This window comes from Sphingomonas paludis (assembly GCF_053502515.1).
On the sequence record NZ_CP187558.1, the window covers coordinates 2,200,284 to 2,219,259 of the forward strand.

The window sequence follows — 18,976 nt, forward strand, 5'->3', positions numbered from 1 at the left end:
GGGCTGAAGGGTCAGGGTTTTCTCCCGCACCCGGATGGCACGTCAGTCTCCACCGCCCGAATAGCCTGGCCCGTCATAATCGCTGAACTTGGTGATGTTCGATTCGAACCGAAGCATCACGCGGCCGGTTGAGCCGTGGCGCTGCTTGGCGACGATCAGTTCGGCCAGGCCGTGGACGCGCGACATCTGTTCGGCCCAGGCGGTATGCTTGTCGTCCCCCGGCTCGCCCGGCTCCCGCATCGCCAGATAATAATCCTCGCGATAGACGAACCAGACCATGTCGGCATCCTGTTCGATCGATCCGGATTCGCGCAGGTCCGACAGCTGGGGCCGCTTGTCCTCCCGACTTTCCACCGCACGGCTCAACTGGGAAAGCGCGATGACCGGGACATTCATTTCCTTGGCCAGCGTTTTCAGCCCGCGACTGATTTCAGAGATTTCCTGAACGCGGTTATCCCCGGAATTGCGCCCCGACCCCTGCAGCAACTGCAGATAATCGACAACGATCAGGCCCAGCTGAAAATTCAGCTTGGATTGAAGGCGGCGGACACGGGTGTGCAGCCCTGAAATCGTCAGCCCGGCCGTGTCGTCGATATACAGCGGCAGGTTGGACAGATCGACGGCGGCATCGGCCAGCTTGGCGAACTCCAGCTTGCCGATATTGCCCATGCGCAGGTCTTCGGAATTGATCCCCGACTGTTCGGCCAGGATACGCATGGCCAGCTGGTCGGCGGACATTTCCAGGCTGAAAAACGCGACCTTGGCGCCGGCCGATTTGGAAGGATCGATTCCCCGGCGCTCGTCTTCCATGAATCGCTGGGCGGCATTGAAGGCGATGTTGGTGGCCAGCGACGTCTTGCCCATGCCGGGTCGCCCGGCCAGGATGATCAGGTCGGATCGTTGCAGACCGCCGGTCCGGCCGTTGACCGATTCGAATCCGGTCGTGACACCGGACAGGCCACCGCCGGCATTGCGGGCGCGCGTGATCAGTTCGATCGCGGCCTGGCTGGCGGAATGGAAGGATTTGACCGCCTGCAGTGCGGCGCCCTCGCCCGCCACGCCGAACAAGGCGGCTTCGGCTTCGTCGATCTGCTTTTTCGGATCCACGCTTTCGCTGGTGTCCATTGCCCTTTCGACCAGCCCGCGACCGACCTGGATCAGGGCGCGCAGCATCGCCAGATCCTTGATCTGCCGCGCGAACTGCTTGGCACCGATCAACGCCGCGCCACTGCCGGTCAGCTGCGCCAGATAGCCCGGCCCGCCCAGCTGGGCCATGCCGGTATCCTCGGCGAACAGCGGGCGCATGGTCACCGGATTGGCCAGCATCCCGTCCCGGCGCAGGCCCGCGATGCGCTCGAAAATGCGGCCATGCACCGGTTCGTAGAAATGCTGCGCCTCCAGCATCTCGACCACGTCGTCGGCCAGGTTGTTGTCGATCATCATCGCACCCAGCAGCGCGGCCTCTGCCTCGACATTCTGCGGCAGCCGCTGGGTTTCGGGATCGGGGCGAACGGGGGAATCGATATCGGCCATCCTGTTCCTTTAAGGCCGGCGACCGCTGGCTCAAGCGGTGCGACCTGTGGATATCCGGCAAAACCCACGATTGATTTTGCGCGCCGATCGCGGCACGGACAATGGCCCATGGCGGACACGCGCATCATTGATATCTCGCTGGACGAGCGCACCATCCTGTGGCGCAGTGCGGAAATCGAGCAGGAGCGCCGCATCGCCATGCTCGATCTGCTCGAATCCAATCATTTCTCGCCGATGCGTGCCTATCCCGACGGATATGCCGGCCCCTATCGTATCGCGCTGCGGGTCGAGGACGGGCGGCTGGCCATCGAGATCCAGCGCGAAGACGGCGAACTGCTGGAAAGCCTGCTGCTCGGTCTGGCGCGATTTCGTCGGATAATCCGCGATTATTTCGCCATCTGCGACAGTTACTACAAGGCGCTGCGTAGTGCGACGCCGGAGCAGATCGAAACCGTCGACATGGCGCGAAGGGGAATCCACAATCAGGGTGCCGAATTGCTGATCGAGCGGCTGGCGGACAAGATCGAGGTCGATTTCGACACCGCGCGCCGATTGTTCACCCTGATTTGCGTCCTGCACATCCGCGCGTGATTGCGATGGCCAAGTCGCGCCTCCGGCCCGCAACCTGGGCATTGTTCCTGATGCTGGGCGCCGTCGTGGCGGGGGCTGCCCTGATCTGGACGGCCGCTGCAAGGTGGCGCCCGGCGTCCGACCAGTTTCCCATCCAGGGCGTCGCCGTCGACGCATCGAACGGCCCGGTCGACTGGTTTGCGGCGCGGACCGATGCCGTCGATTTTGCCTATGTCCTGGCCACCACCGGTGCCGGCATGCGCGATCCGTTGTTCGAACAGCATTGGCAGCAATTGTTCGACGCATCGATCCGGCGCGGCGCGATCCATCGGTTCTCGCCCTGCCAAGCGGTCGACGAACAGGCGCGGCTGTTCATCAGCACCGTCCCCCGCACCGCCGACGCCCTGCCCGCCATCCTGCACATCGACCGCGATCCGGCTTGCCCGCAAGCGATGGCCCGTCAGGACCTGCTGATGTCGGTGCGCACCTTTCTGAGCCTTTCCGAACGGCATCTGGGCAAGCCGATGCTGTTGTCCATCACCGCCGAGGCCGAGGACGAATGGCAGGTCAGCGCGGCGATAGAACGGCCCGTCATGGCGACCCGGCGGCTGTTCATCCCCGATTACCTCGCCCGGCCGTGGCGCATCTGGCAGGCAAGCGACACGCGGCGAATTGCGGGCGCGAAAGGGACTGTTCGCTGGCTGGCCGTTGCGCCATGACGTCGGCATGAGCGGTTCATCCATCCCCGAGCGGCTGATCGCGGCAGCCCGCGAAGCGGCGCGCAATGCCCATGCCCCCTATTCCCGATATGCCGTCGGCGCTGCCTTGCTGTTGACCGACGACACGGTCATCACCGGATGCAATTTCGAAAATGCCAGCTACGGCCTGTCGCTTTGTGCCGAAACCGTGGCGACGGCCAGTGCCAATGCACAGGGCCGGCTGGCCGATATCGTGGCGGTCGGCATCGTGGGCGGAACGATGGACGGCGGCAGCACGGATCCGGTCCGTCCATGCGGCCGCTGCCGTCAGGTGCTGAACGAGTCGGCACAGATGGGGCGCCGCGATCTGGACATCTACTGTTCGGGCCTTGATGGCGGCGCGATCGAACGGCACCGATTGTCGGAACTGCTGCCCCACGCGTTCGGCCCGGCCAGCCTGGGCATCGGCTGACACGACGTCGCACCGCTCTAATCGCCGGGTCAACCGGCGGCGTACTTGCGCACCGGAAGAAATCCAGCAAAGGGTTTGCAGCCAATCGACCGCTGGAGCGCCAATGACGATCTTGTCCGACATCTGGATCCGCGAACAGGCTCGCAATCACGGCATGATCGAGCCATTTGTCGAGGGGCAGCGGCGCGAAGGTTGTATCAGCTATGGCCTGTCCAGCTATGGCTATGACGCGCGGGTCGCAGACGAGTTCAAGATTTTCACCAATGTCGACAGCGCGGTCGTCGATCCAAAGAACTTCGCATCGAACAGCTTTGTCGATCGCCAGACCGATGTGTGCATCATTCCGCCCAACAGTTTTGCGCTGGCTCGCACCGTCGAATATTTTCGGGTGCCGCGTGATGTGCTGGTCATCTGCCTCGGCAAATCGACCTATGCGCGGTGCGGCATCATCGTGAACGTGACGCCCCTGGAACCCGAATGGGAGGGGCATGTGACGCTGGAATTTTCGAATACGACGCCGCTGCCAGCGCGCATCTATGCCAATGAAGGTGCGTGCCAGTTCCTGTTCCTGAAGGGCGATCAGCCCTGCGAAACCAGCTATGCCGACCGGGCGGGCAAATATATGGGGCAGCGCGGCGTGACCCTGCCGCGCTTATAACAAGCGGGCCGTCGGGACAGGCGGCCCTGTCCGGTCGCAGCGACGATCCGCGCCGCGACCGGCCCCCGGATTAATCAGCGTGCGGCCATGGCCCGCTGTTCGGGCTTGTCGGCCATCGCCCGCCCAGTGCGCGCAATCGCATGGGCGCTGACGATCCGACCGGCGGACAATTCCATCGGCGCGTCCGGCCCGGCCAGGATGGCGTCATACAGCGCCCGTGCCTGTGCGTAGCGGCCAGTCTGCACCATCACTGCCGCCAGATTGAGCTTGATTTCCGGCCGGTCTGGATTGAACCGCGCCTCCCGCTGCAGCGCGCGCTCCGCGCCTTCATAATCCCCCTGCATGATGGCTGCATGGGCGACGGGCAAAGCCTGTTCCTCGGCAAGCGCCGGCACCGAAACGGTCAGTGCCAGCGCTGCTGCAGGGATGAGCGACTTCCAAATAGACATGGCAATCCTTCCTACAATGACGTTGTGATTGCAGGATGATGACACATTGATGACGGTTCGCAAGCAAAATGTCATCGATATGTAACATTACGGAGATCCCATTCACGGTCGCATTTTAGGGAGGAGGGGGTAAGCCTGACAGGCTAGCGATAGGACCACCGCGCCGCGTGTCAGTCTGTGCCGGGATGAAACAGATCGGCTGAATTGACCACCGGCCAAGCCCCAGCGAGCAAGTGGCTGTCCGGGCGCCGGAACTTGAACGGTATTTAGGCTGCATCGGAAAGCCTGCCCGGCGTGGCGCATTGGCGAACCAGCAATGCAGGGCAGATGCGGAGCAGGACGGCACGCATCGTACAATCGACGTGCATGGCCTGTTCGACGAAGCCGGTTGCGATGCGCTGGATCACCATTGCACCGATTGGGGCGAGGCAATTCCTTTGGCGATTTTGAGCGTCGGCAACCGCGATCACCAACGAAAAAGGGGCGCCCGCCAGGGCACCCCTTGAACGATCAGCAGGATCGATTGAATCAGAAGTCGTTGCGGTACTGTTCGTTGCCGACGAAACCCAGCTTGGTGACGTTCGACCGCTTGATGATCGCCAGCACCTCATCGACCTTTTCATACCGCGCTTGCGCATCCGGCTGGAAATGCAGTTCGGGTTCGGGCTGGATGCTCTTCGACTGTTCCAGGTAATTGGCCAGCGTCGGTTCATCGACCGGGCTGCCGTTCCACAGGATGGTGCCGGCCGGATCGATGACGATCTTGTTCTTCTGCGTGTCGATGACATCGCGGCGATCGTTGGGATCAGGCTGCGGCAGATCGATCTTCACCGCATGAGTTTGCGGCGGGATCGTGATGATCAGCATGATCAGCAGCACCAGCATGACGTCGATCAACGGCGTCGTGTTGATTTCCATCATCGGATCGCTGGAACTGGCGCTCCCGGTGCTCATTGCCATGGCAAACTCTCCTTACTGGGCCTGCGAGCCGACGGGCGGCTGCGAGATGAAGCCGACCTTGGGGAAACCCGCCGCCTGCATGGTGTAGATGGTGCCGCCGATGCAGCGATAGGGCGTGTTCACGTCCCCGCGGATATGCACTTCCGGCAGTTCCAGATTGGGATTGCCCTTGCCACCCTGCTTTTCGATCTCGTCTTCCAGCGCCTTCACCGCGCGCTCGGTCAGTTCCTTGCTGTCGACCTGGGTCTGCAGCCAATAGACCTCGCAACCGCTGCCGTCGGGCGCGCCGCGAACGGCGAGCAACACGTTTTCCGGCTTGGTCAGGGTCGGTTCGAATGCCGTCTTCGGCAGTTCGAGTTCGACCGACTGGATCGCAACCGGGATCGCGATGAGGAAGATGATGAGGAGCACGAGCATCACGTCCACCAGAGGGGTGGTGTTGATGTCGGACATCGGCGCGCCTTCGTCGCCTCCGCCTACACTCATTGCCATTTACAAAGTTCCTGTCCTGATCGCAGCGCGCCCGGTGGCGCTTGCGAGACCGGAGCCGACGGCATCCCCGCCGCCGGCTCCGGCGTTAACGTCCTTAAACGGCGGGCTTGGCGGCCGGAGCGACCGGCTTGGCAGCAGGTGCAGCCGGTGCCTTCTTGGTCGCAACCGCCGGACGGACCGCACCGTCCGAAGCCAGGAAGCCCAGCACGTCGTTCGAGAACGCGCTCAGCTGTTCCTGGATGAACTTGTTGCGACGCTGCAGCCAGTTGTACGCCATAACCGCGGGCACGGCGACGACCAGACCCAGCGCGGTCATGATCAGGGCTTCACCCACCGGGCCGGCAACGGTGCCGATCGATGCGTCGCCCTCTGCACCGATCTTGATCAGCGCGCGGAAGATGCCGACCACCGTACCGAACAGACCGATGAACGGAGCAGTCGAACCGACGGTCGCCAGGAAGGCCAGGCCGGTGTTCAGCTGCGAGTTGATCTGACCTTCCGAACGGGCCAGCGAACCGTGCAGCCAGTCATGCGCCTCGACCGGGTCGGTCAGCTTCTTGTGCTGCTCCTGAGCATCGATGCCGTCATCGACGATCTGGCGGAACGCGGTGTTCTTTTCCAGCTTGGCCGCGCCTTCGCGCAGGTTGGAGATGTTGCTCCAGAAGGTGCCCTGAACGCGCTTCGCCTGGTTGATCACCTTCTGCTGCTCGAACAGCTTGGTGAACATGATGTACAGCGACACGAACAGCATCACCGTCAGGATGATGGCCGTCGACCAGGAAATGATGCCGCCTTCGTTCAGCGCGTGCAGGATGTCGAAATCGTTGGTTGCAGCGCCTTCGGCGTAGATGGTGGTCAGCATGTTTCAGTCTTCCTCTGAAAATCAGTCAATCGATGATCGGGCCCAGCCCGGGTTCAACAGGTTATTGCGGGATCCGCCACACGACGCGCCGCGATGAGCTGGACCGGATCGGAGCGCCGTTCTGGTCCTTCGCCGGTTCGTAGCGGCCGCGGCGCGTGATGGCCGCGCAGGCTGCACGATCCAGGGCGGCCGAGCCGCTGGAGCTGGTCACGCGGCAGTTTTCCACGCGCCCGCTTTCGTTGATGTCCCAGGAAATGGCGGTGGTGCCTTCCTCGCCGGCGTCCAGTGAGCGCGACGGATAGTCGTCGGTCGTCACCCACCTGCTGGGGTCACCCTTGGCACCGGCGGCCTTGCTGACCACAGGCTTCGGCGGTGCGGGCGGCGCCACGGGCGCTGCCGGAACCGGCGGTGCGGCGACCGGAACCGGCGCATAGTTCGGCGGCGGCGTGGTCACGGATTGAATGACGACCGGCGGCGGCGTGTTCGTCCGAACGATCGGCGGCGGCGTCACGACCGGCGGCGGCTGCGTCACTTGCTGCGGCTGCTCCGGCGGTGGAGGAGGAACTTCCTCCGGCGGCGGCGGCGGTTCCGCCACCTCGAAGACGTCGAGCTCTGTCGCCGCCTCCTTCACATATTTCATGGCGAGGCCGGTCACAAACGCATAGCCAAGAATGGCCATGAGAATGGATACCGTGACAATTGCCACGATCCGGCTGCCGCCTGCGTCCCGGTCAGCATAGGCCATTCCGCAACCACACTCCCTCTAAACCAGACATAAAAAAGGCAGAAGCCACCGATGCCCATCGGTGTCCCCGCCCCTCTCCGCGCCACAAGCCCTGACGGTCCGTTAACGCGTCGGTATTTCTCTATCGTGCCCTCCCACATGACGCAAACGCTTTGTCTGACGTAATAATCGTATAATGTCGCGTTCAGCCGGGAACGGCTATGACCCCCGCCAAACCGAAGCGCAGCGAGATGAAAATGCACGTATTTCCAACGAATCTAGGTTTGGCTGTTGCTGCCATCCTGCTGGTCCCGCCAGCCTATTCGCAGACAGCGCTGTCTATGGCCGAAATGGGGCAGGCCCCTTCCCCCTATCCGGAGATTGCCGATCTGAGCCTTCGATCGACCGTGGTGGTCGATGCCACGATTCGCAGCCTGGCCCGAATCACCGGCCCGGAAGCCGCCATGGTTCCGCCCGGTTGGCACCGCTATTACGTCACCGCCGACGTCGGTGCGCTGATCCGGGGTTCGGGAACGGTGCCCCCCCGCATCGGCTATGTGCTGGACGTGCCGCTGGATGCGCGCGGAAAGCCACCAAAGCTCAAAAAGTCGCGCGTCCTGCTGTTCGGTCGTCCCGTCGCTACCCGCCCGGATCAGCTGCAGCTGGTGGGCCTGAATGCGCAGCAGCCCTGGAGCCCGCGGGTCGATGAGATCGCCCGTTCGGTGATCCGCGAGATCCTGGACCCGGCTGCGCCGCCGGAAATCGTCCGCATCAGCAACATCTTTCACGTCCCCGGCAGCCTGCCTGGCGAAGGCGAGACTCAGATTTTCCTCGCGACAAGCACGGGCGAGCCGGTTTCGTTGCTGGTCCAGCGTCGGCCAGGCACGGAACGCCGCTGGGCCGTGGCACTGGGGGATATCGTCGATCAGGCAGCGGGGCCGCCACAGCCCGAAACGCTGCTCTATTATCGTCTCAGCTGCGGCCTTCCCCCAATGCCGCCAGCGGGCAGTCTGGCGACCGAGACGGCGGAGGCCGAACGTGCTGCGAAAGAGGATTATGCGCTGATCCGCAGCGAGCTCGGGCCGTGCGGGGCCAAACGCTGAACGCAGGGGCGATCAGTCGCGGGCGAGATGGACGAAATCCCGGTCGTACCGTGTAAGTGCCGCGCCGCCATCGACGAACAGGGTCTGGCCGGTTACGGACGGAGCGCCGACCAGAAACGCGACCGCATCGGCAATCTCGGTCGTGGTGGCCAACCGGGCGAGCGGCATCATCTGTTCCAGCCGCGCCATCTGCTGCGTGCCATATTCCGCGGTCGCCAGCGTTAGCCCAGGGGCGACCGCATTGACGCGAACGTGCGGGGCATAGGTCGTCGCCAGGGTCCGCGTCGCCTCTGCCAGCGCCTGTTTCGACACGGTATAGCCCAGCTGGTCCCTGGGGGGCTGCCGGATCCGCTGATCCAGGATATTGACCACGCTGCCCTGGACGCCAGCAGGCAAACCGGCGGCCATCGCCTGACTGAGCAGCACCGGCGCGACCAGATTTACCGCCAGATGGGCCATCAGGTCGGCATGGGTCGTCTCTGCCCCGTCCATCGCGGAAAAGCGGGACGCATTGTTGACCAGTATTGTGACCGGCCGGCCGAAATGGTCCGCCACCCGCCGGACCAGCCCGTCCGTGGCCGTCGGATCAGAGAGGTCAGCCGTAAACCAGGCATGACCGGGTGCGTGATCGGACAGCACCTCAACCAATTCGCCCTCCGGCGTGCCGTCATGCGAACCGTGCAACGCGATCGCATGGCCGGCCCTTGCCAGCCGCGCCGCGATTGCAGCGCCCAACCGTCGGCCGCTGCCGGTGACCAGCGCGACAGGCGCGTCGACCGCAGCGGGCGATGGCTGGATCATCGCCGGTGGCGGACCATGGTGATGCCGATCTGTTCGCCAGCCTCGGCAATGGCCAGCTTGACGATCTTGACCTCCACCCGCTGCACCCGGGCATCCTGGACGAACAGGGTCTGCGCGATGTGATCGGCCACCCCCTCGATCAGGGTGAAATGGACGCCGGCGGGCAGGCCGGTGGCCGCGTGTTTCAGGTCAAGGTAGCTTTTCGATGCATCCAGCGGGGTGTCGGGCGCATAATGGTCGGGGCAATCCAGATCGACGGAAATCGATATCCTGAGCGGCTGTGCCAGGTGCGTTTCTTCCGAATACACGCCGGTCAACACATCGACTTCCAGGTCGGAAACCTGCAACTGCAAACGATCCTGCACCGGCACTGCCTTTATCCCGCGAACCAAATTCGTCGCGCGAATAGGCCGAGCGGCGGTGCTCCGCAACCATCGGCAGCATAATTGCGGCATGTGGCCACCCTCCCCGATTTGAAAGCCTCTTTCGCCGCCGGTGGACGGGCGCTAAGGCGCGGCGCGCCGGGCGACCGACCCGACCGCTGAACAAAGGCCTGCGATGCCCGTGTCGTTGCTAGAACCCCTGGACCGTTTCAGCCACGCGCATCGCGAGGCGCTGCTCGACCGTGCGTTCGGACCGGACCGGCACGGGCGGACGGCCTATCGCATCCGGGCGGGCACCACGGCGATCGCATCGCTCAGCACGGGGCTGGCGGACGCGGGCGGACAACTGATCGGCATGATCCAGGCTTGGCCGGTCGCGCTGGCGCTGGATACGGGCGGATCGATCCCCATGACGATGATCGGCCCGGTGGCGGTCGATCCCGACCATCAAGGGCGCGGCATCGGGCAGGTTTTGATGGCGAAGTGCCTGGCCGCCGCCGACCAGTCATCGTTGCCGGGTACCGACGCACTGATGCTGATCGGCGATCCCGAATATTATGGCCGCTTTCACGGATTTACGGCCGACCGCACGGCACACTGGCGATTGCCGGGACCGGTCGAGGTCCGCCGGTTGCTGGCACGCGGAGCGGCCGTGCCGGATGCAACCGGATTGGTCGTACCCCGCATCGTCGCTGACTGAACGGCGCAACCACCCGGGCGAGCGGCCCTTTCCCGTAGCACGCGAAGCCGTTAGGACGACCGGGATGCCGATGCCCCCTCCCCCGGATCTTGCCAACCTGAGCATGGCCGACATCGCGCGATTGGTCGAACAGCGCGTCCTGCCGCCGGTCGATCGCTGGAATCCGCCCCATTGCGGCGACAGCGAGATGCGGATCGCCAGCGACGGCACCTGGTTTCATCAGGAACGGCCGATCCATCGCACGGAAATGGTGCGGCTGTTTTCGACGCTGTTACGGCTGGAGGCCGATGGTCGGCACGTCCTGGTCACGCCAGTGGAAAAGCTCGACATCGCGGTGGACGACGCCCCGTTCGTTGCAACCGAGATGGCAAGCGAGGGGGCTGGCGCCGAACGCCGAATCGCGTTTCGCCTGAATACCGGCGACCTAGTTCCGCTTGATGCCGATCATCCGCTGATCGTCACCGAAACCGCCGATGGCCCGCGACCCTATCTGTCGGTGCGGGGCGGGATGCGGGCGCTGATCGTCCGCCCGGTCTATTACGAGCTGGCGATGCTGGCGACCGAGGACGCCGCCGAACCGGCAGGCGTCTGGAGCCATGGCGAGCTTTTTCCGATGTTGCCAAGGTGACGGATACCTTGGCTGATCGGCTGGCGCGGGCATTGGCGGATACGGCGGACGATCCGGTCGCTACCCCGCATGCCGATGACGCCGAACCGCCATCCAGCGCCCCGCCAGTGGCGGCCGCCGTGCTGATTGCCGTAACGGACCGGCCGCAACCGGGCGTTATCCTGACCCGGCGAGCGGACCGGCTGAACCAGCATGCGGGGCAAGTCGCCTTTCCCGGCGGCCGGATCGATCCCGAGGATCGGGACGCCGTGGCCGCTGCGTTGCGCGAAGCGCAGGAGGAGGTCGCCCTGCCCCCGACTCGGGTATCGGTCGTCGGCCATATGCGAGAATATCGGACGGTCACGGGCTATGCCGTTCAACCGATCATCGGGGTGATCCCGCCCGATCTGCCCCTGATCGCAGCGGCGGCGGAAGTGGCCGATTGGTTCGAAGTGCCCCTGGATATACTGATCGACCCGAGAAGGCACCGGACCGTGCGGCGGGAATGGCAAGGGCGGATGCGCAGCTATGTCGAGATCGACTGGCCCGGCCATTATATCTGGGGAGCCACCGCCGCGATGATCGTCGCCCTGTCCAATCGCCTGCGGACATTCGCATGACCCGCCATCTGCCCGACGCGCCATGGCGCCATCGACCCGAACTGATCCGCCTGACCGAACTGCTTGGCGGTGCCGAGGGATTGTCGCGGTATGTCGGGGGAGCGGTGCGCGACACGCTGCTAGGGCTGGCGGTTGCGGATATCGACATCGCCACCCGGCTGGAGCCCGATGCGGTGCTGACCCGCCTGGCCGCAGCCGGGGTTCGCGCCGTGCCCACCGGTCTTGCACATGGCACGGTGACTGCGGTGCTGCCCGATGGCCCGATCGAGATCACGACCCTGCGGCGCGATGTCGCAACCGATGGCCGCCACGCCGTCGTCGCGTTTTCGACGGATTGGCGCGAGGACGCTGCACGCCGGGACTTCACCATCAATGCCCTGTCCGCCGAACCCCGCAGCGGGATCATCCACGATTATTTCGGTGGGCTGGACGATCTGGCCGCCGCGAGGGTCCGGTTCATCGGCGATCCTTTGACTCGCATCGCCGAGGATCATCTTCGCATCCTTCGGTTCTTTCGGTTCATGGCACGGTTCGGCGATACCCCCGATGCCGAGGGGCTGGCGGCATGTATCGTCCGTGCCAACGACCTGATGGCATTGTCGCGCGAACGCGTGGCTTCGGAATTGCTGAAACTGCTGGTTACCCCTGCGGCCGCGCAAGTGACTGCGTTGATGCAGGCCAACGGCATTTTTTCGCCGATCCTGCCCGAGATCGAGGCCAGCGGTATCGAGCGGCTGCATGCGCTGATCGGGCAGGAGGCGGCGGGCGGCGTCGCGCCGGATCCGATCCGCCGGCTGGCGGCACTGCTGCCGCCGCGTCCCGACATCGTGGCTGGCGTCGCCGCCCGCCTGCGCCTGTCCAACGCCAACCGCAAACGGATGGAAAGCGCCATCGGTCCCGTCGACGATTCGCCGCGGGGCCTCGCCTGGCGAATCGGGCCGGTGTCCGCCGTCGACCGGCTGCTGCTGAACGGTGATGCCGGATCGGTGGGCGAATTGGCGGAATGGGTGCCGCCGCGGCTTCCGGTCAATGGGGGCATATTGATCGAGATGGGGCTGACCCGCGGGCCGGATGTAGCCGCCGCGCTGCGTCGCATCGAGACGCAGTGGATCGATGCGGGCTTTCCCGATGGCGATGCCGCGCTGGTCATCGCCCGGAATGTGACGAATCAGATGTTGCGCGACCGCAGGAACGACAGCACGTCCGACGGCGGCAACGGCCGGGCATAATAATAGCCCTGCCCCATCGAACAGCCGAGCGCGGCCAGGGTCTGTTCGACCTCGCGGCTCTCAACCCCCTCGGCCGTCGTCGTCATATTGAGTGCCTGGGCCAGCGACAGGATCGCACGGACGATGGCGACCTTGTCCCGATCGGTCAGCATGTCAGTGATGAAGCTGCGGTCGATCTTGAGCGTGTCGATTGGCAGGCGCTGCAGATAGGCCAGGTTGGAATAGCCGGTGCCGAAATCGTCCATCGCCAGCGATGCGCCCAGCCCCTTCAGCGCGTCCAGTGTGGCGATTGCCCGGTCGGGATCGGCGATGATCGCGCTTTCGGTCAATTCGATGGTCAGGCGGTTGCCGTTGACCCCGTAATGCGCCAGCGCCTGTTGGACGAGGGGGACCACATCGTCGCGTTGAATCTGGATCGCGGACAGGTTGACCGCGACGGCGATGCCGCTTTCGCCGCCCATTTCGGCGTCCCATTGGGCGATCTGGCGCACCGCTTCATCAATCGCCCATCGGCCGAGCGGCACGATCAGCCCCGATTCCTCCGCAACCGGGATGAAAGTGGCCGGGGAAATCGGCCTCCCTTCTTCATCCGACCAGCGGGCCAGCGCCTCGAACGAACGGATGCCGCCGGTCGCCAGGTCGCAGATCGGCTGAAAAGCAAGCGAAAGGCCGCCATGATCGATCGCCCGGCGGAGCGCCGTTTCGATCCCGAACTCCGTATGCAGAACGGCAAAGGCACCCGGCGCGTAGATTTCGGTAACCCCGGTCTTTTTCGATCGCTTGACCGCAAACTGGGCGAACCGGATCAGCGTTTCGCCATCGCCGTCGCCCATATTGCCCAAGGCAATGCCGATCGAACAATCGATGCGGATATCGAAATCGGACAGGCGAAACGGGGTCGAAAGGGCGCTTTCGATCCGCCCGGCGACCTGCAGCGCATCGGCCGGGCCGACGTCCAGCCGCATCAGGATGGCGAATTCGTCACCGCCCGTCCTGGCCAAAACGTCGCCAGCGCGCAATGCGCCTTTCAGCCGCCGTGCGACGGAGATCAGCAATTCGTCGCCAACAATGCCGCCCATGCACGCATTGATCCGGCTGAACCGGTCCAGGTTCAGCGCCAGCACGGCAAAACGCGAGCCATCCTCCGTCCGGGCGCGATCGTCCAGCAGGTCCGCAAAGCCCGCCCGGTTCGGCAGGCCGGTCAGGCTGTCGGTCATCATTTCGCGGCGAAGCGACTGATCGGTGCGCAACTCGGCCGTGCGGTCGAGCAGCGTGATCAAAAACCGGCTGGCCATGTCGGGATCGAGGGGAGAAACCGTCACCTCGTAATGGCGGCTGTCGACGGTTTCGCCCGTCTGCCATTCAAACCGAACCGATGATCCTGCTCCATCCGCCGGTCCGTCGAACCGGTCGGCATGCTGATCCAGCAACCCCTTAAGCAAAGGGTCATCGCCAAAGACCAGCCGGAACGGGGCATTCCGCTCGGTGCAGTGCAATCCATCCGCCCGACGGTCGATCAGCGCAGCGGGCACCGGCAGCAAATCGATGAAACTGCTAGCTTCCCTCGCCCGGCGTGGCTGCAGCCATTCCTCCGACGCATCACGCGTCGACGGATCCGGGGTACGTGACCCGATCAGGCCCAGCAGGTTCATCACCCGACCGGCCTAGCCGCAATTCGTTAAGTTGCACTAAAGCCCAGGCAGCGGGATCAGTCGAAGCGGTTGTTGCGTGGAAATCCGCTGGGCGGCGTTCGCCCGGCTGCCCCCCGTGCCGCGCGCCATGCGGACAGGTCGGGTTCGGTGCGGGTCCGCCCCTGTTCCCCGCCCATGGTCCAGCTCAATCCCTGATCGAAGCGGAAGGTCCGGGCATCCGCCAGACTGCCCTCGCGGTACCGCTGCAACTGAACCCCCTGGCCGCGGGCCATTTCGGCAAGCTCGGCCAGCGGGAATACCAGCATCCTGCGGTTGTCGCCGATCACTGCGACATAATCGTCGCCCGGCGCGATCGGCCGCACGACGGCCAGCCGTCCGCCGGTGCGCGGGGACACGACCTGTTTTCCCTTGCGCGTTTCGGCCATCACGTCGCTGGTTCGCACCACAAACCCGCGACCATCGCTGGCCGAGACAAGCAGCCGTTCGCCGGCACTGGCGGGCAACAGGGCAGCGATTTCGCCCTCCAGATCGACCATCAGCTTCACCGGCTCGCCAAAGCCGCGACCGCCGGGCAGCTTGTCGGCAGCCAGCGTGTAAAACCGGCCATTATCGGCCGCCAGCAACAGCTTGTCCGTCGTCTGGGCATGAAAGGCCAGGCGCGGACCATCGCCCTCCTTGAACTTCAGCGCATCGGCGCTGCCCAGGTCGACATGGCCCTTCATCGCGCGGATCCAGCCGCGCTGGGACAGGATGACCGTGATCGGTTCGCGCTCGATCATCGCTTCCAGGGGAATGTCCCGCGCTGCGGCGGCTTCTTCGATCAGCGTGCGGCGGCGGCCCAGTTCGGTGTCGGGTCCGTACCGGTTGCGAATGGCCGTCAGGTCGCGCTTCATCCGGGTGCGCTGGCGCGCCTCGCTGCCCAGTAGGGTCGTCAGCTCGGCCTGTTCCTTTTCCAGTGCCTCCCGCTCGCGGCGAAGCTCCATTTCCTCCAACCTGCGCAGACTGCGCAGCCGCATGTTCAGGATGGCCTCGGCCTGACGATCGGTCAGCTCGAACTCGGCCATCATCACCGGTTTCGGCTCATCCTCCGTACGGATGATCTCGATCACCCGGTCCAGATTCAGGAAAGCGATGATATAGCCGCCAACAAGTTCCATGCGGTCGGCGATCCGGGCCAACCGGTGCTCCGTGCGCCGCCTGAGCACGACGAACTGATGATCGACCCATGCCCGCAACGCCTCGCCCAGACCCATGACGCGGGGGGTGCGATCCTTGTCGAGGACGTTCAGGTTCAACGGGAAGCGGTTTTCCAGATCGGTCAGGCGGAACAGGCCGTCCATCAGCACCTGAGCATCGACGGTCCGGCTGCGTGGTTCCAGCACGATGCGGATATCCTCGGCGCTCTCGTCGCGCACATCGGCCAGGATCGGCAGCTTCTTGTCGTTGATCAGGGTGGCGATCTGTTCGATCAGCTTGCCCTTCTGCACGCCGTAAGGAATCTGCGTGACCACCACCACCCAGGTGCCGCGGCCCTGATCCTCGATGCTCCACCGCGCCCGGACCCGGAACCCGCCGCGCCCCGTGGCATAGGCTTCCGCGATTGCGGCCGGACTGTCGATGATCTGGCCGCCGGTCGGAAAATCGGGCCCCTTCACATGCGCCAGCACATCGGCGTCGGGATTGTCGATCAGGCCGATGGCGGCATCCAGCAACTCGGCGGCATTGTGCGGCGGGATGCTGGTCGCCATACCCACGGCAATGCCCGCCGCGCCATTGGCCAGAAGATTGGGGAACAGCCCCGGAAACAGCTCCGGTTCCTGTTCCTCGCCATTATAGGTCGGGCGGAAATCGGCCGCGTCCTCGTCCAGCCCGGCCATCAGGTCGATGGCAACCTGGGTCAGGCGTGCCTCGGTATAGCGATAGGCTGCGGCGTTATCGCCGTCGACATTGCCGAAATTGCCCTGCCCGTCGACCAGCGGATAGCGAAGCGCGAAATCCTGGGCCAGGCGCACCATCGCATCATAGACGGACTGGTCGCCGTGCGGATGATATTTGCCGATAACGTCGCCGACCACGCGGGCCGATTTCTTGTAGGCTTGGTTGGGGTCGAGCCGCAGCTGGCGCATGGCCCACAACAGCCGCCGGTGAACCGGCTTCAATCCGTCGCGCACGTCCGGCAACGAACGCGCGGTGATCGTGGACAGGGCATAGACGAGATAGCGCTCGGACAACGCGCTGTCGAACGGGTGGTCTATGACATGATTGAAGGGGTCGGTCGGATCGCTGGGCATCTTATCCGCCCTTAACAGGGGTCAGCGCCGCGCGCGAGGGGGATGGCATTCAGTCCGCAACCTCAGTGTGGATATGCAAGTCGCCCGTCAGCGTGCGGTGCACCGGGCATTTATCCGCCACTTCGATCAGCCGCTCGCGCTGGGCGGTGGTCATCGCGCCGTGCAACGACACAGTACGCCAGATGGCCTGCATCCGTGCGCCCGGGTCGGCAGGGGCGGCCTCGCTGTCATGTTCGTGGTTGCGTTCGTGCCGCAACCGGACGGTCACCTGATCCAGCGGAATCTGCTCGCGCTCGGCGATCAGCCTGACGGTCATGCTGGTACAAGCACCCAGCGCCCCCAGCAGCAGGTCATAGGGGCCGGGCGCGGCGTTTTCGCCGCCGACATCCTCCGGCTCGTCCGCCAGCCAGTGATGATCGCGGGTGCGCAGCGTCGTGCCGAAGCGGCCATTGGCATTGCCCGCCATTACCTCGCCGGGGGCAAGATCGTCGACCATGTCCTGCTGGGTCGCAGACAGATAGCGCCCGGCCCAGGCCGCGATGATCGTGGCAGCATAGGCCGCATCGGCCTTGCCGGTCAGCAGATGGTCGGCGCTGTCCAGCGTGACGAAGCTTTTGGGATGGCGCGCGGCCTCGTAAATCTGGCGAGCGTTGTCGATGCCGACCAGTTCGTCGACCGGACTGTGCAATACCAGCAGGGCGCGGCCCAACCCACCGATATGGGTCGCAGGATCGGTCGAGCGCACCCCGTCGATGAACCGGCGGCTCAGCGTGAACTTCCGTCCGGCGATGGTCACCGGTCCCGACCCTTCCCGTTCGATCGTCGCAAGGTCGCCATCGATCCGATGAAGGACGTGCGCGGGATCGAAAGGCGCGCTGATGGTCGCCACCGCCCGCACTGACGCAATTCGGCCCGCCGCCGCCAATGCCGCTGCGCCGCCCAGCGAATGGCCGATCAAAATGGCAGGCGCACCGATCGTTTCCTCCAGATAGGTCGCGGCCGCCACCAGATCCTCGACATCGGCGGCAAATCCTGCCTCGGCAAAATCGCCTTCGCTGCCGCCCAGGCCGGTAAAGTCGAACCGCATCGTGGCGATCCCCTCTGCCGACAGCGCAGCCGTGATCCGCGTCGCGGCATGGCTGCGCATCGTGCAGGTGAAACAATGCGCGAACAGGGCCACCGCTCGCACCGGACCGACGGGCATTTCGATGGATGCCGCCAGCATGGCGCCCTGTCCCCCGGCGAATCGCACCGTCGTGGTCGCCATCCCGTCGATTCTCCCGTCCGCCGCTTGATTACGGCCAAGTTCCCCGTTCGCCGGTCACTTTGGCGCGGTTACCGGGCCAGAGCAACATGCTGAATCCGGCGCATATTCTGTCATGGTGCAATGACCATATGTCATTGCACCATGGCATTTAGTCAGGTCTTATTGACATAGACACGACTCGCTGTCATTTAGTCAGCGTTGCCTGACACAAGGTCAGGTGATAACGACACCGGAAGGACGTCGAGGTGTGGATGAAGAACCGGCTGAAAGTGCTGCGCGCCGAACGCGACTGGAGCCAGGCCGAACTTGGCGGCCGGCTCGGCGTCTCGCGCCAGGCAGTCAACGCGATCGAAACGGGGAAATACGATCCCTCGCTTCCGCTGGCGTTCCGGATCGCCCGGCTGTTCGGTCTGAATATCGAGGAGATATTCGATGATGAAAGGAGTGAAGGCGATGGCCGTTGAGCCGATGGATCCGACGCCCGGCATCGGCGAAACCGCCCAGAAGCAGCGTCGGCGCAGGATCGCCTGGATCCTTGCCGCGCTGATCGCATCGGGCTTTGCCGTCGGTTTTCTGTCCGCCCGGCTGGAAAAGCCGGATGGCGGGTTTCTGGAGGGGATACCCGCTTATTGGGCAATCGCTGCATCGGCGATCTGGTTGATCGCGGTCTGTTATGGCGGTTGGCGGCTGCACAAGGCGACGGACGAGCTGGAACGCAGCACCAACCGATTTGCCTCTGTCATCGCCCTGAACATCTATCTGGTCGGCTATCCGGTCTGGTTCTTCCTGTGGAAGGGCGCGCTGCTGCCCGAACCAAGCCACGAGGCCATTTTCGTGGTCATCTATCTGACGCTGATCCTGACCTATCTCTGGAAGAAACTGCGCACCTGAACCCGTGGGTTGCC

At 64.4% G+C, this 18,976-nt stretch carries 23 protein-coding genes; 11 read left to right on the forward strand and 12 right to left on the reverse strand.

Going from position 1 to position 18,976, the window contains the following annotated elements; all coding sequences use genetic code 11:
- Nucleotides 1-42: 42 nt before the first annotated feature.
- Complete coding sequence (locus tag ACPVPU_RS10580; protein WP_448657908.1) at nt 43-1,533, reverse strand: replicative DNA helicase; 1,491 nt, start codon at nt 1,531-1,533, stop codon at nt 43-45.
- A gap of 108 nt (nt 1,534-1,641) precedes the next feature.
- Between ACPVPU_RS10580 and ACPVPU_RS10585 the strand changes: the two genes are divergently transcribed.
- The 4 genes from ACPVPU_RS10585 (at nt 1,642) to dcd (ending at nt 3,931) form a co-directional block, all read left to right on the forward strand.
- Entirely contained in the window at nt 1,642-2,124 is a 483-nt protein-coding gene (locus tag ACPVPU_RS10585; RefSeq protein WP_448657909.1) for a UPF0262 family protein, read from the forward strand.
- Nucleotides 2,125-2,129: 5 nt separating this feature from the next.
- Nucleotides 2,130-2,822: a GH25 family lysozyme gene (locus ACPVPU_RS10590; RefSeq protein WP_448657910.1), complete on the forward strand. Its 693-nt coding sequence runs from the start codon at nt 2,130-2,132 to the stop codon at nt 2,820-2,822.
- Between the two features lie 7 nt (nt 2,823-2,829).
- Nucleotides 2,830-3,273, forward strand: coding sequence for a cytidine deaminase (locus ACPVPU_RS10595; RefSeq protein WP_448657911.1), 444 nt, complete (start codon nt 2,830-2,832; stop codon nt 3,271-3,273).
- Nucleotides 3,274-3,376: 103 nt separating this feature from the next.
- A complete protein-coding gene (gene dcd / locus ACPVPU_RS10600) occupies nt 3,377-3,931 on the forward strand; it encodes a dCTP deaminase (RefSeq protein ID WP_448657912.1) in 555 nt (184 codons plus the stop codon).
- 74 nt (nt 3,932-4,005) lie between these two features.
- Here dcd and ACPVPU_RS10605 read toward each other — a convergent pair whose 3' ends face one another.
- The 6 genes from ACPVPU_RS10605 to ACPVPU_RS10630 all read right to left on the reverse strand — a co-directional run bounded on the left by ACPVPU_RS10605 (nt 4,006) and on the right by ACPVPU_RS10630 (nt 7,439).
- A complete protein-coding gene (locus tag ACPVPU_RS10605) occupies nt 4,006-4,380 on the reverse strand; it encodes a tetratricopeptide repeat protein (protein ID WP_448657913.1) in 375 nt (124 codons plus the stop codon).
- Nucleotides 4,381-4,646: 266 nt separating this feature from the next.
- A complete protein-coding gene (locus ACPVPU_RS10610) occupies nt 4,647-4,787 on the reverse strand; it encodes a hypothetical protein (RefSeq protein ID WP_448657914.1) in 141 nt (46 codons plus the stop codon).
- A 121-nt stretch (nt 4,788-4,908) separates the two neighbouring features.
- Nucleotides 4,909-5,340, reverse strand: a complete 432-nt coding sequence (locus tag ACPVPU_RS10615) for an ExbD/TolR family protein (protein WP_448657915.1) — start codon at nt 5,338-5,340, stop codon at nt 4,909-4,911.
- Between the two features lie 12 nt (nt 5,341-5,352).
- Nucleotides 5,353-5,832, reverse strand: coding sequence for an ExbD/TolR family protein (locus ACPVPU_RS10620; protein WP_448657916.1), 480 nt, complete (start codon nt 5,830-5,832; stop codon nt 5,353-5,355).
- 94 nt (nt 5,833-5,926) lie between these two features.
- Complete coding sequence (locus ACPVPU_RS10625; protein WP_448657917.1) at nt 5,927-6,694, reverse strand: MotA/TolQ/ExbB proton channel family protein; 768 nt, start codon at nt 6,692-6,694, stop codon at nt 5,927-5,929.
- A gap of 61 nt (nt 6,695-6,755) precedes the next feature.
- The gene (locus tag ACPVPU_RS10630; protein WP_448657918.1) at nt 6,756-7,439 is read right to left on the reverse strand and encodes a TonB family protein; all 684 of its coding nucleotides are present in this window, start codon (nt 7,437-7,439) and stop codon (nt 6,756-6,758) included.
- 263 nt (nt 7,440-7,702) lie between these two features.
- Here ACPVPU_RS10630 and ACPVPU_RS10635 point away from each other — a divergent pair, with 263 nt between their 5' ends.
- Nucleotides 7,703-8,521 carry a hypothetical protein gene (locus ACPVPU_RS10635; RefSeq protein WP_448657919.1) on the forward strand — a complete coding sequence of 273 codons (819 nt, stop codon included), beginning with the start codon at nt 7,703-7,705 and terminating at the stop codon, nt 8,519-8,521.
- Between the two features lie 12 nt (nt 8,522-8,533).
- Here the strand turns inward: ACPVPU_RS10635 and ACPVPU_RS10640 are convergent, their stop codons facing one another.
- The gene (locus ACPVPU_RS10640; RefSeq protein ID WP_448657920.1) at nt 8,534-9,322 is read right to left on the reverse strand and encodes an SDR family oxidoreductase; all 789 of its coding nucleotides are present in this window, start codon (nt 9,320-9,322) and stop codon (nt 8,534-8,536) included.
- Nucleotides 9,319-9,687 carry a dihydroneopterin aldolase gene (locus ACPVPU_RS10645; protein ID WP_448657921.1) on the reverse strand — a complete coding sequence of 123 codons (369 nt, stop codon included), beginning with the start codon at nt 9,685-9,687 and terminating at the stop codon, nt 9,319-9,321. Before ACPVPU_RS10645 ends, ACPVPU_RS10640 begins: the two co-directional genes overlap by 4 nt.
- Before the next feature lie 199 nt (nt 9,688-9,886).
- Here ACPVPU_RS10645 and ACPVPU_RS10650 point away from each other — a divergent pair, with 199 nt between their 5' ends.
- From ACPVPU_RS10650 to ACPVPU_RS10665, 4 genes are all read left to right on the forward strand, one after another.
- The gene (locus tag ACPVPU_RS10650; RefSeq protein WP_448660489.1) at nt 9,887-10,405 is read left to right on the forward strand and encodes a GNAT family N-acetyltransferase; all 519 of its coding nucleotides are present in this window, start codon (nt 9,887-9,889) and stop codon (nt 10,403-10,405) included.
- Between the two features lie 64 nt (nt 10,406-10,469).
- Nucleotides 10,470-11,033, forward strand: a complete 564-nt coding sequence (locus ACPVPU_RS10655) for a DUF1285 domain-containing protein (protein ID WP_448657922.1) — start codon at nt 10,470-10,472, stop codon at nt 11,031-11,033.
- Nucleotides 11,030-11,632, forward strand: coding sequence for a CoA pyrophosphatase (locus tag ACPVPU_RS10660; protein ID WP_448657923.1), 603 nt, complete (start codon nt 11,030-11,032; stop codon nt 11,630-11,632). The genes ACPVPU_RS10655 and ACPVPU_RS10660 overlap by 4 nt, the downstream gene beginning before the upstream one ends.
- A complete protein-coding gene (locus ACPVPU_RS10665; protein WP_448657924.1) occupies nt 11,629-12,861 on the forward strand; it encodes a CCA tRNA nucleotidyltransferase in 1,233 nt (410 codons plus the stop codon). Before ACPVPU_RS10660 ends, ACPVPU_RS10665 begins: the two co-directional genes overlap by 4 nt.
- Here ACPVPU_RS10665 and ACPVPU_RS10670 read toward each other — a convergent pair.
- The 3 genes from ACPVPU_RS10670 to ACPVPU_RS10680 are packed head-to-tail and all read right to left on the reverse strand — an operon-like array spanning nt 12,801 to nt 18,071.
- Nucleotides 12,801-14,513 carry a putative bifunctional diguanylate cyclase/phosphodiesterase gene (locus tag ACPVPU_RS10670; RefSeq protein WP_448660490.1) on the reverse strand — a complete coding sequence of 571 codons (1,713 nt, stop codon included), beginning with the start codon at nt 14,511-14,513 and terminating at the stop codon, nt 12,801-12,803. The two genes, ACPVPU_RS10665 and ACPVPU_RS10670, sit on opposite strands and share 61 nt — an antisense overlap.
- Before the next feature lie 56 nt (nt 14,514-14,569).
- Complete coding sequence (parC, locus tag ACPVPU_RS10675; RefSeq protein ID WP_448657925.1) at nt 14,570-16,804, reverse strand: DNA topoisomerase IV subunit A; 2,235 nt, start codon at nt 16,802-16,804, stop codon at nt 14,570-14,572.
- Nucleotides 16,805-16,853: 49 nt separating this feature from the next.
- Nucleotides 16,854-18,071: a bifunctional alpha/beta hydrolase/OsmC family protein gene (locus ACPVPU_RS10680; RefSeq protein ID WP_448657926.1), complete on the reverse strand. Its 1,218-nt coding sequence runs from the start codon at nt 18,069-18,071 to the stop codon at nt 16,854-16,856.
- 251 nt (nt 18,072-18,322) lie between these two features.
- Here ACPVPU_RS10680 and ACPVPU_RS10685 point away from each other — a divergent pair, with 251 nt between their 5' ends.
- Nucleotides 18,323-18,535, forward strand: coding sequence for a helix-turn-helix transcriptional regulator (locus tag ACPVPU_RS10685; protein WP_448657927.1), 213 nt, complete (start codon nt 18,323-18,325; stop codon nt 18,533-18,535).
- The gene (locus ACPVPU_RS10690) at nt 18,504-18,962 is read left to right on the forward strand and encodes a hypothetical protein (RefSeq protein WP_448657928.1); all 459 of its coding nucleotides are present in this window, start codon (nt 18,504-18,506) and stop codon (nt 18,960-18,962) included. Before ACPVPU_RS10685 ends, ACPVPU_RS10690 begins: the two co-directional genes overlap by 32 nt.
- Nucleotides 18,963-18,976 lie beyond the last annotated feature (14 nt).

Excerpts from the sequence above, each read along its gene's own strand:
- ACPVPU_RS10580 (WP_448657908.1), bottom strand. The coding sequence starts at position 1,533 with ATGGCCGATATCGATTCCCCCGTTCGCCCCGATCCCGAAACCCAGCGG.
- ACPVPU_RS10585 (WP_448657909.1), top strand. The coding sequence starts at position 1,642 with ATGGCGGACACGCGCATCATTGATATCTCGCTGGACGAGCGCACCATC.
- ACPVPU_RS10590 (WP_448657910.1), top strand. The coding sequence starts at position 2,130 with ATGGCCAAGTCGCGCCTCCGGCCCGCAACCTGGGCATTGTTCCTGATG.
- ACPVPU_RS10595 (WP_448657911.1), top strand. The coding sequence starts at position 2,830 with ATGAGCGGTTCATCCATCCCCGAGCGGCTGATCGCGGCAGCCCGCGAA.
- dcd (WP_448657912.1), top strand. The coding sequence starts at position 3,377 with ATGACGATCTTGTCCGACATCTGGATCCGCGAACAGGCTCGCAATCAC.
- ACPVPU_RS10605 (WP_448657913.1), bottom strand. The coding sequence starts at position 4,380 with ATGTCTATTTGGAAGTCGCTCATCCCTGCAGCAGCGCTGGCACTGACC.
- ACPVPU_RS10615 (WP_448657915.1), bottom strand. The coding sequence starts at position 5,340 with ATGGCAATGAGCACCGGGAGCGCCAGTTCCAGCGATCCGATGATGGAA.
- ACPVPU_RS10620 (WP_448657916.1), bottom strand. The coding sequence starts at position 5,832 with ATGGCAATGAGTGTAGGCGGAGGCGACGAAGGCGCGCCGATGTCCGAC.
- ACPVPU_RS10625 (WP_448657917.1), bottom strand. The coding sequence starts at position 6,694 with ATGCTGACCACCATCTACGCCGAAGGCGCTGCAACCAACGATTTCGAC.
- ACPVPU_RS10630 (WP_448657918.1), bottom strand. The coding sequence starts at position 7,439 with ATGGCCTATGCTGACCGGGACGCAGGCGGCAGCCGGATCGTGGCAATT.
- ACPVPU_RS10640 (WP_448657920.1), bottom strand. The coding sequence starts at position 9,322 with ATGATCCAGCCATCGCCCGCTGCGGTCGACGCGCCTGTCGCGCTGGTC.
- ACPVPU_RS10655 (WP_448657922.1), top strand. The coding sequence starts at position 10,470 with ATGCCGATGCCCCCTCCCCCGGATCTTGCCAACCTGAGCATGGCCGAC.
- ACPVPU_RS10665 (WP_448657924.1), top strand. The coding sequence starts at position 11,629 with ATGACCCGCCATCTGCCCGACGCGCCATGGCGCCATCGACCCGAACTG.
- ACPVPU_RS10670 (WP_448660490.1), bottom strand. The coding sequence starts at position 14,513 with ATGAACCTGCTGGGCCTGATCGGGTCACGTACCCCGGATCCGTCGACG.
- parC (WP_448657925.1), bottom strand. The coding sequence starts at position 16,804 with ATGCCCAGCGATCCGACCGACCCCTTCAATCATGTCATAGACCACCCG.
- ACPVPU_RS10680 (WP_448657926.1), bottom strand. The coding sequence starts at position 18,071 with ATGGCGACCACGACGGTGCGATTCGCCGGGGGACAGGGCGCCATGCTG.
- ACPVPU_RS10685 (WP_448657927.1), top strand. The coding sequence starts at position 18,323 with ATGAAGAACCGGCTGAAAGTGCTGCGCGCCGAACGCGACTGGAGCCAG.
- ACPVPU_RS10690 (WP_448657928.1), top strand. The coding sequence starts at position 18,504 with ATGATGAAAGGAGTGAAGGCGATGGCCGTTGAGCCGATGGATCCGACG.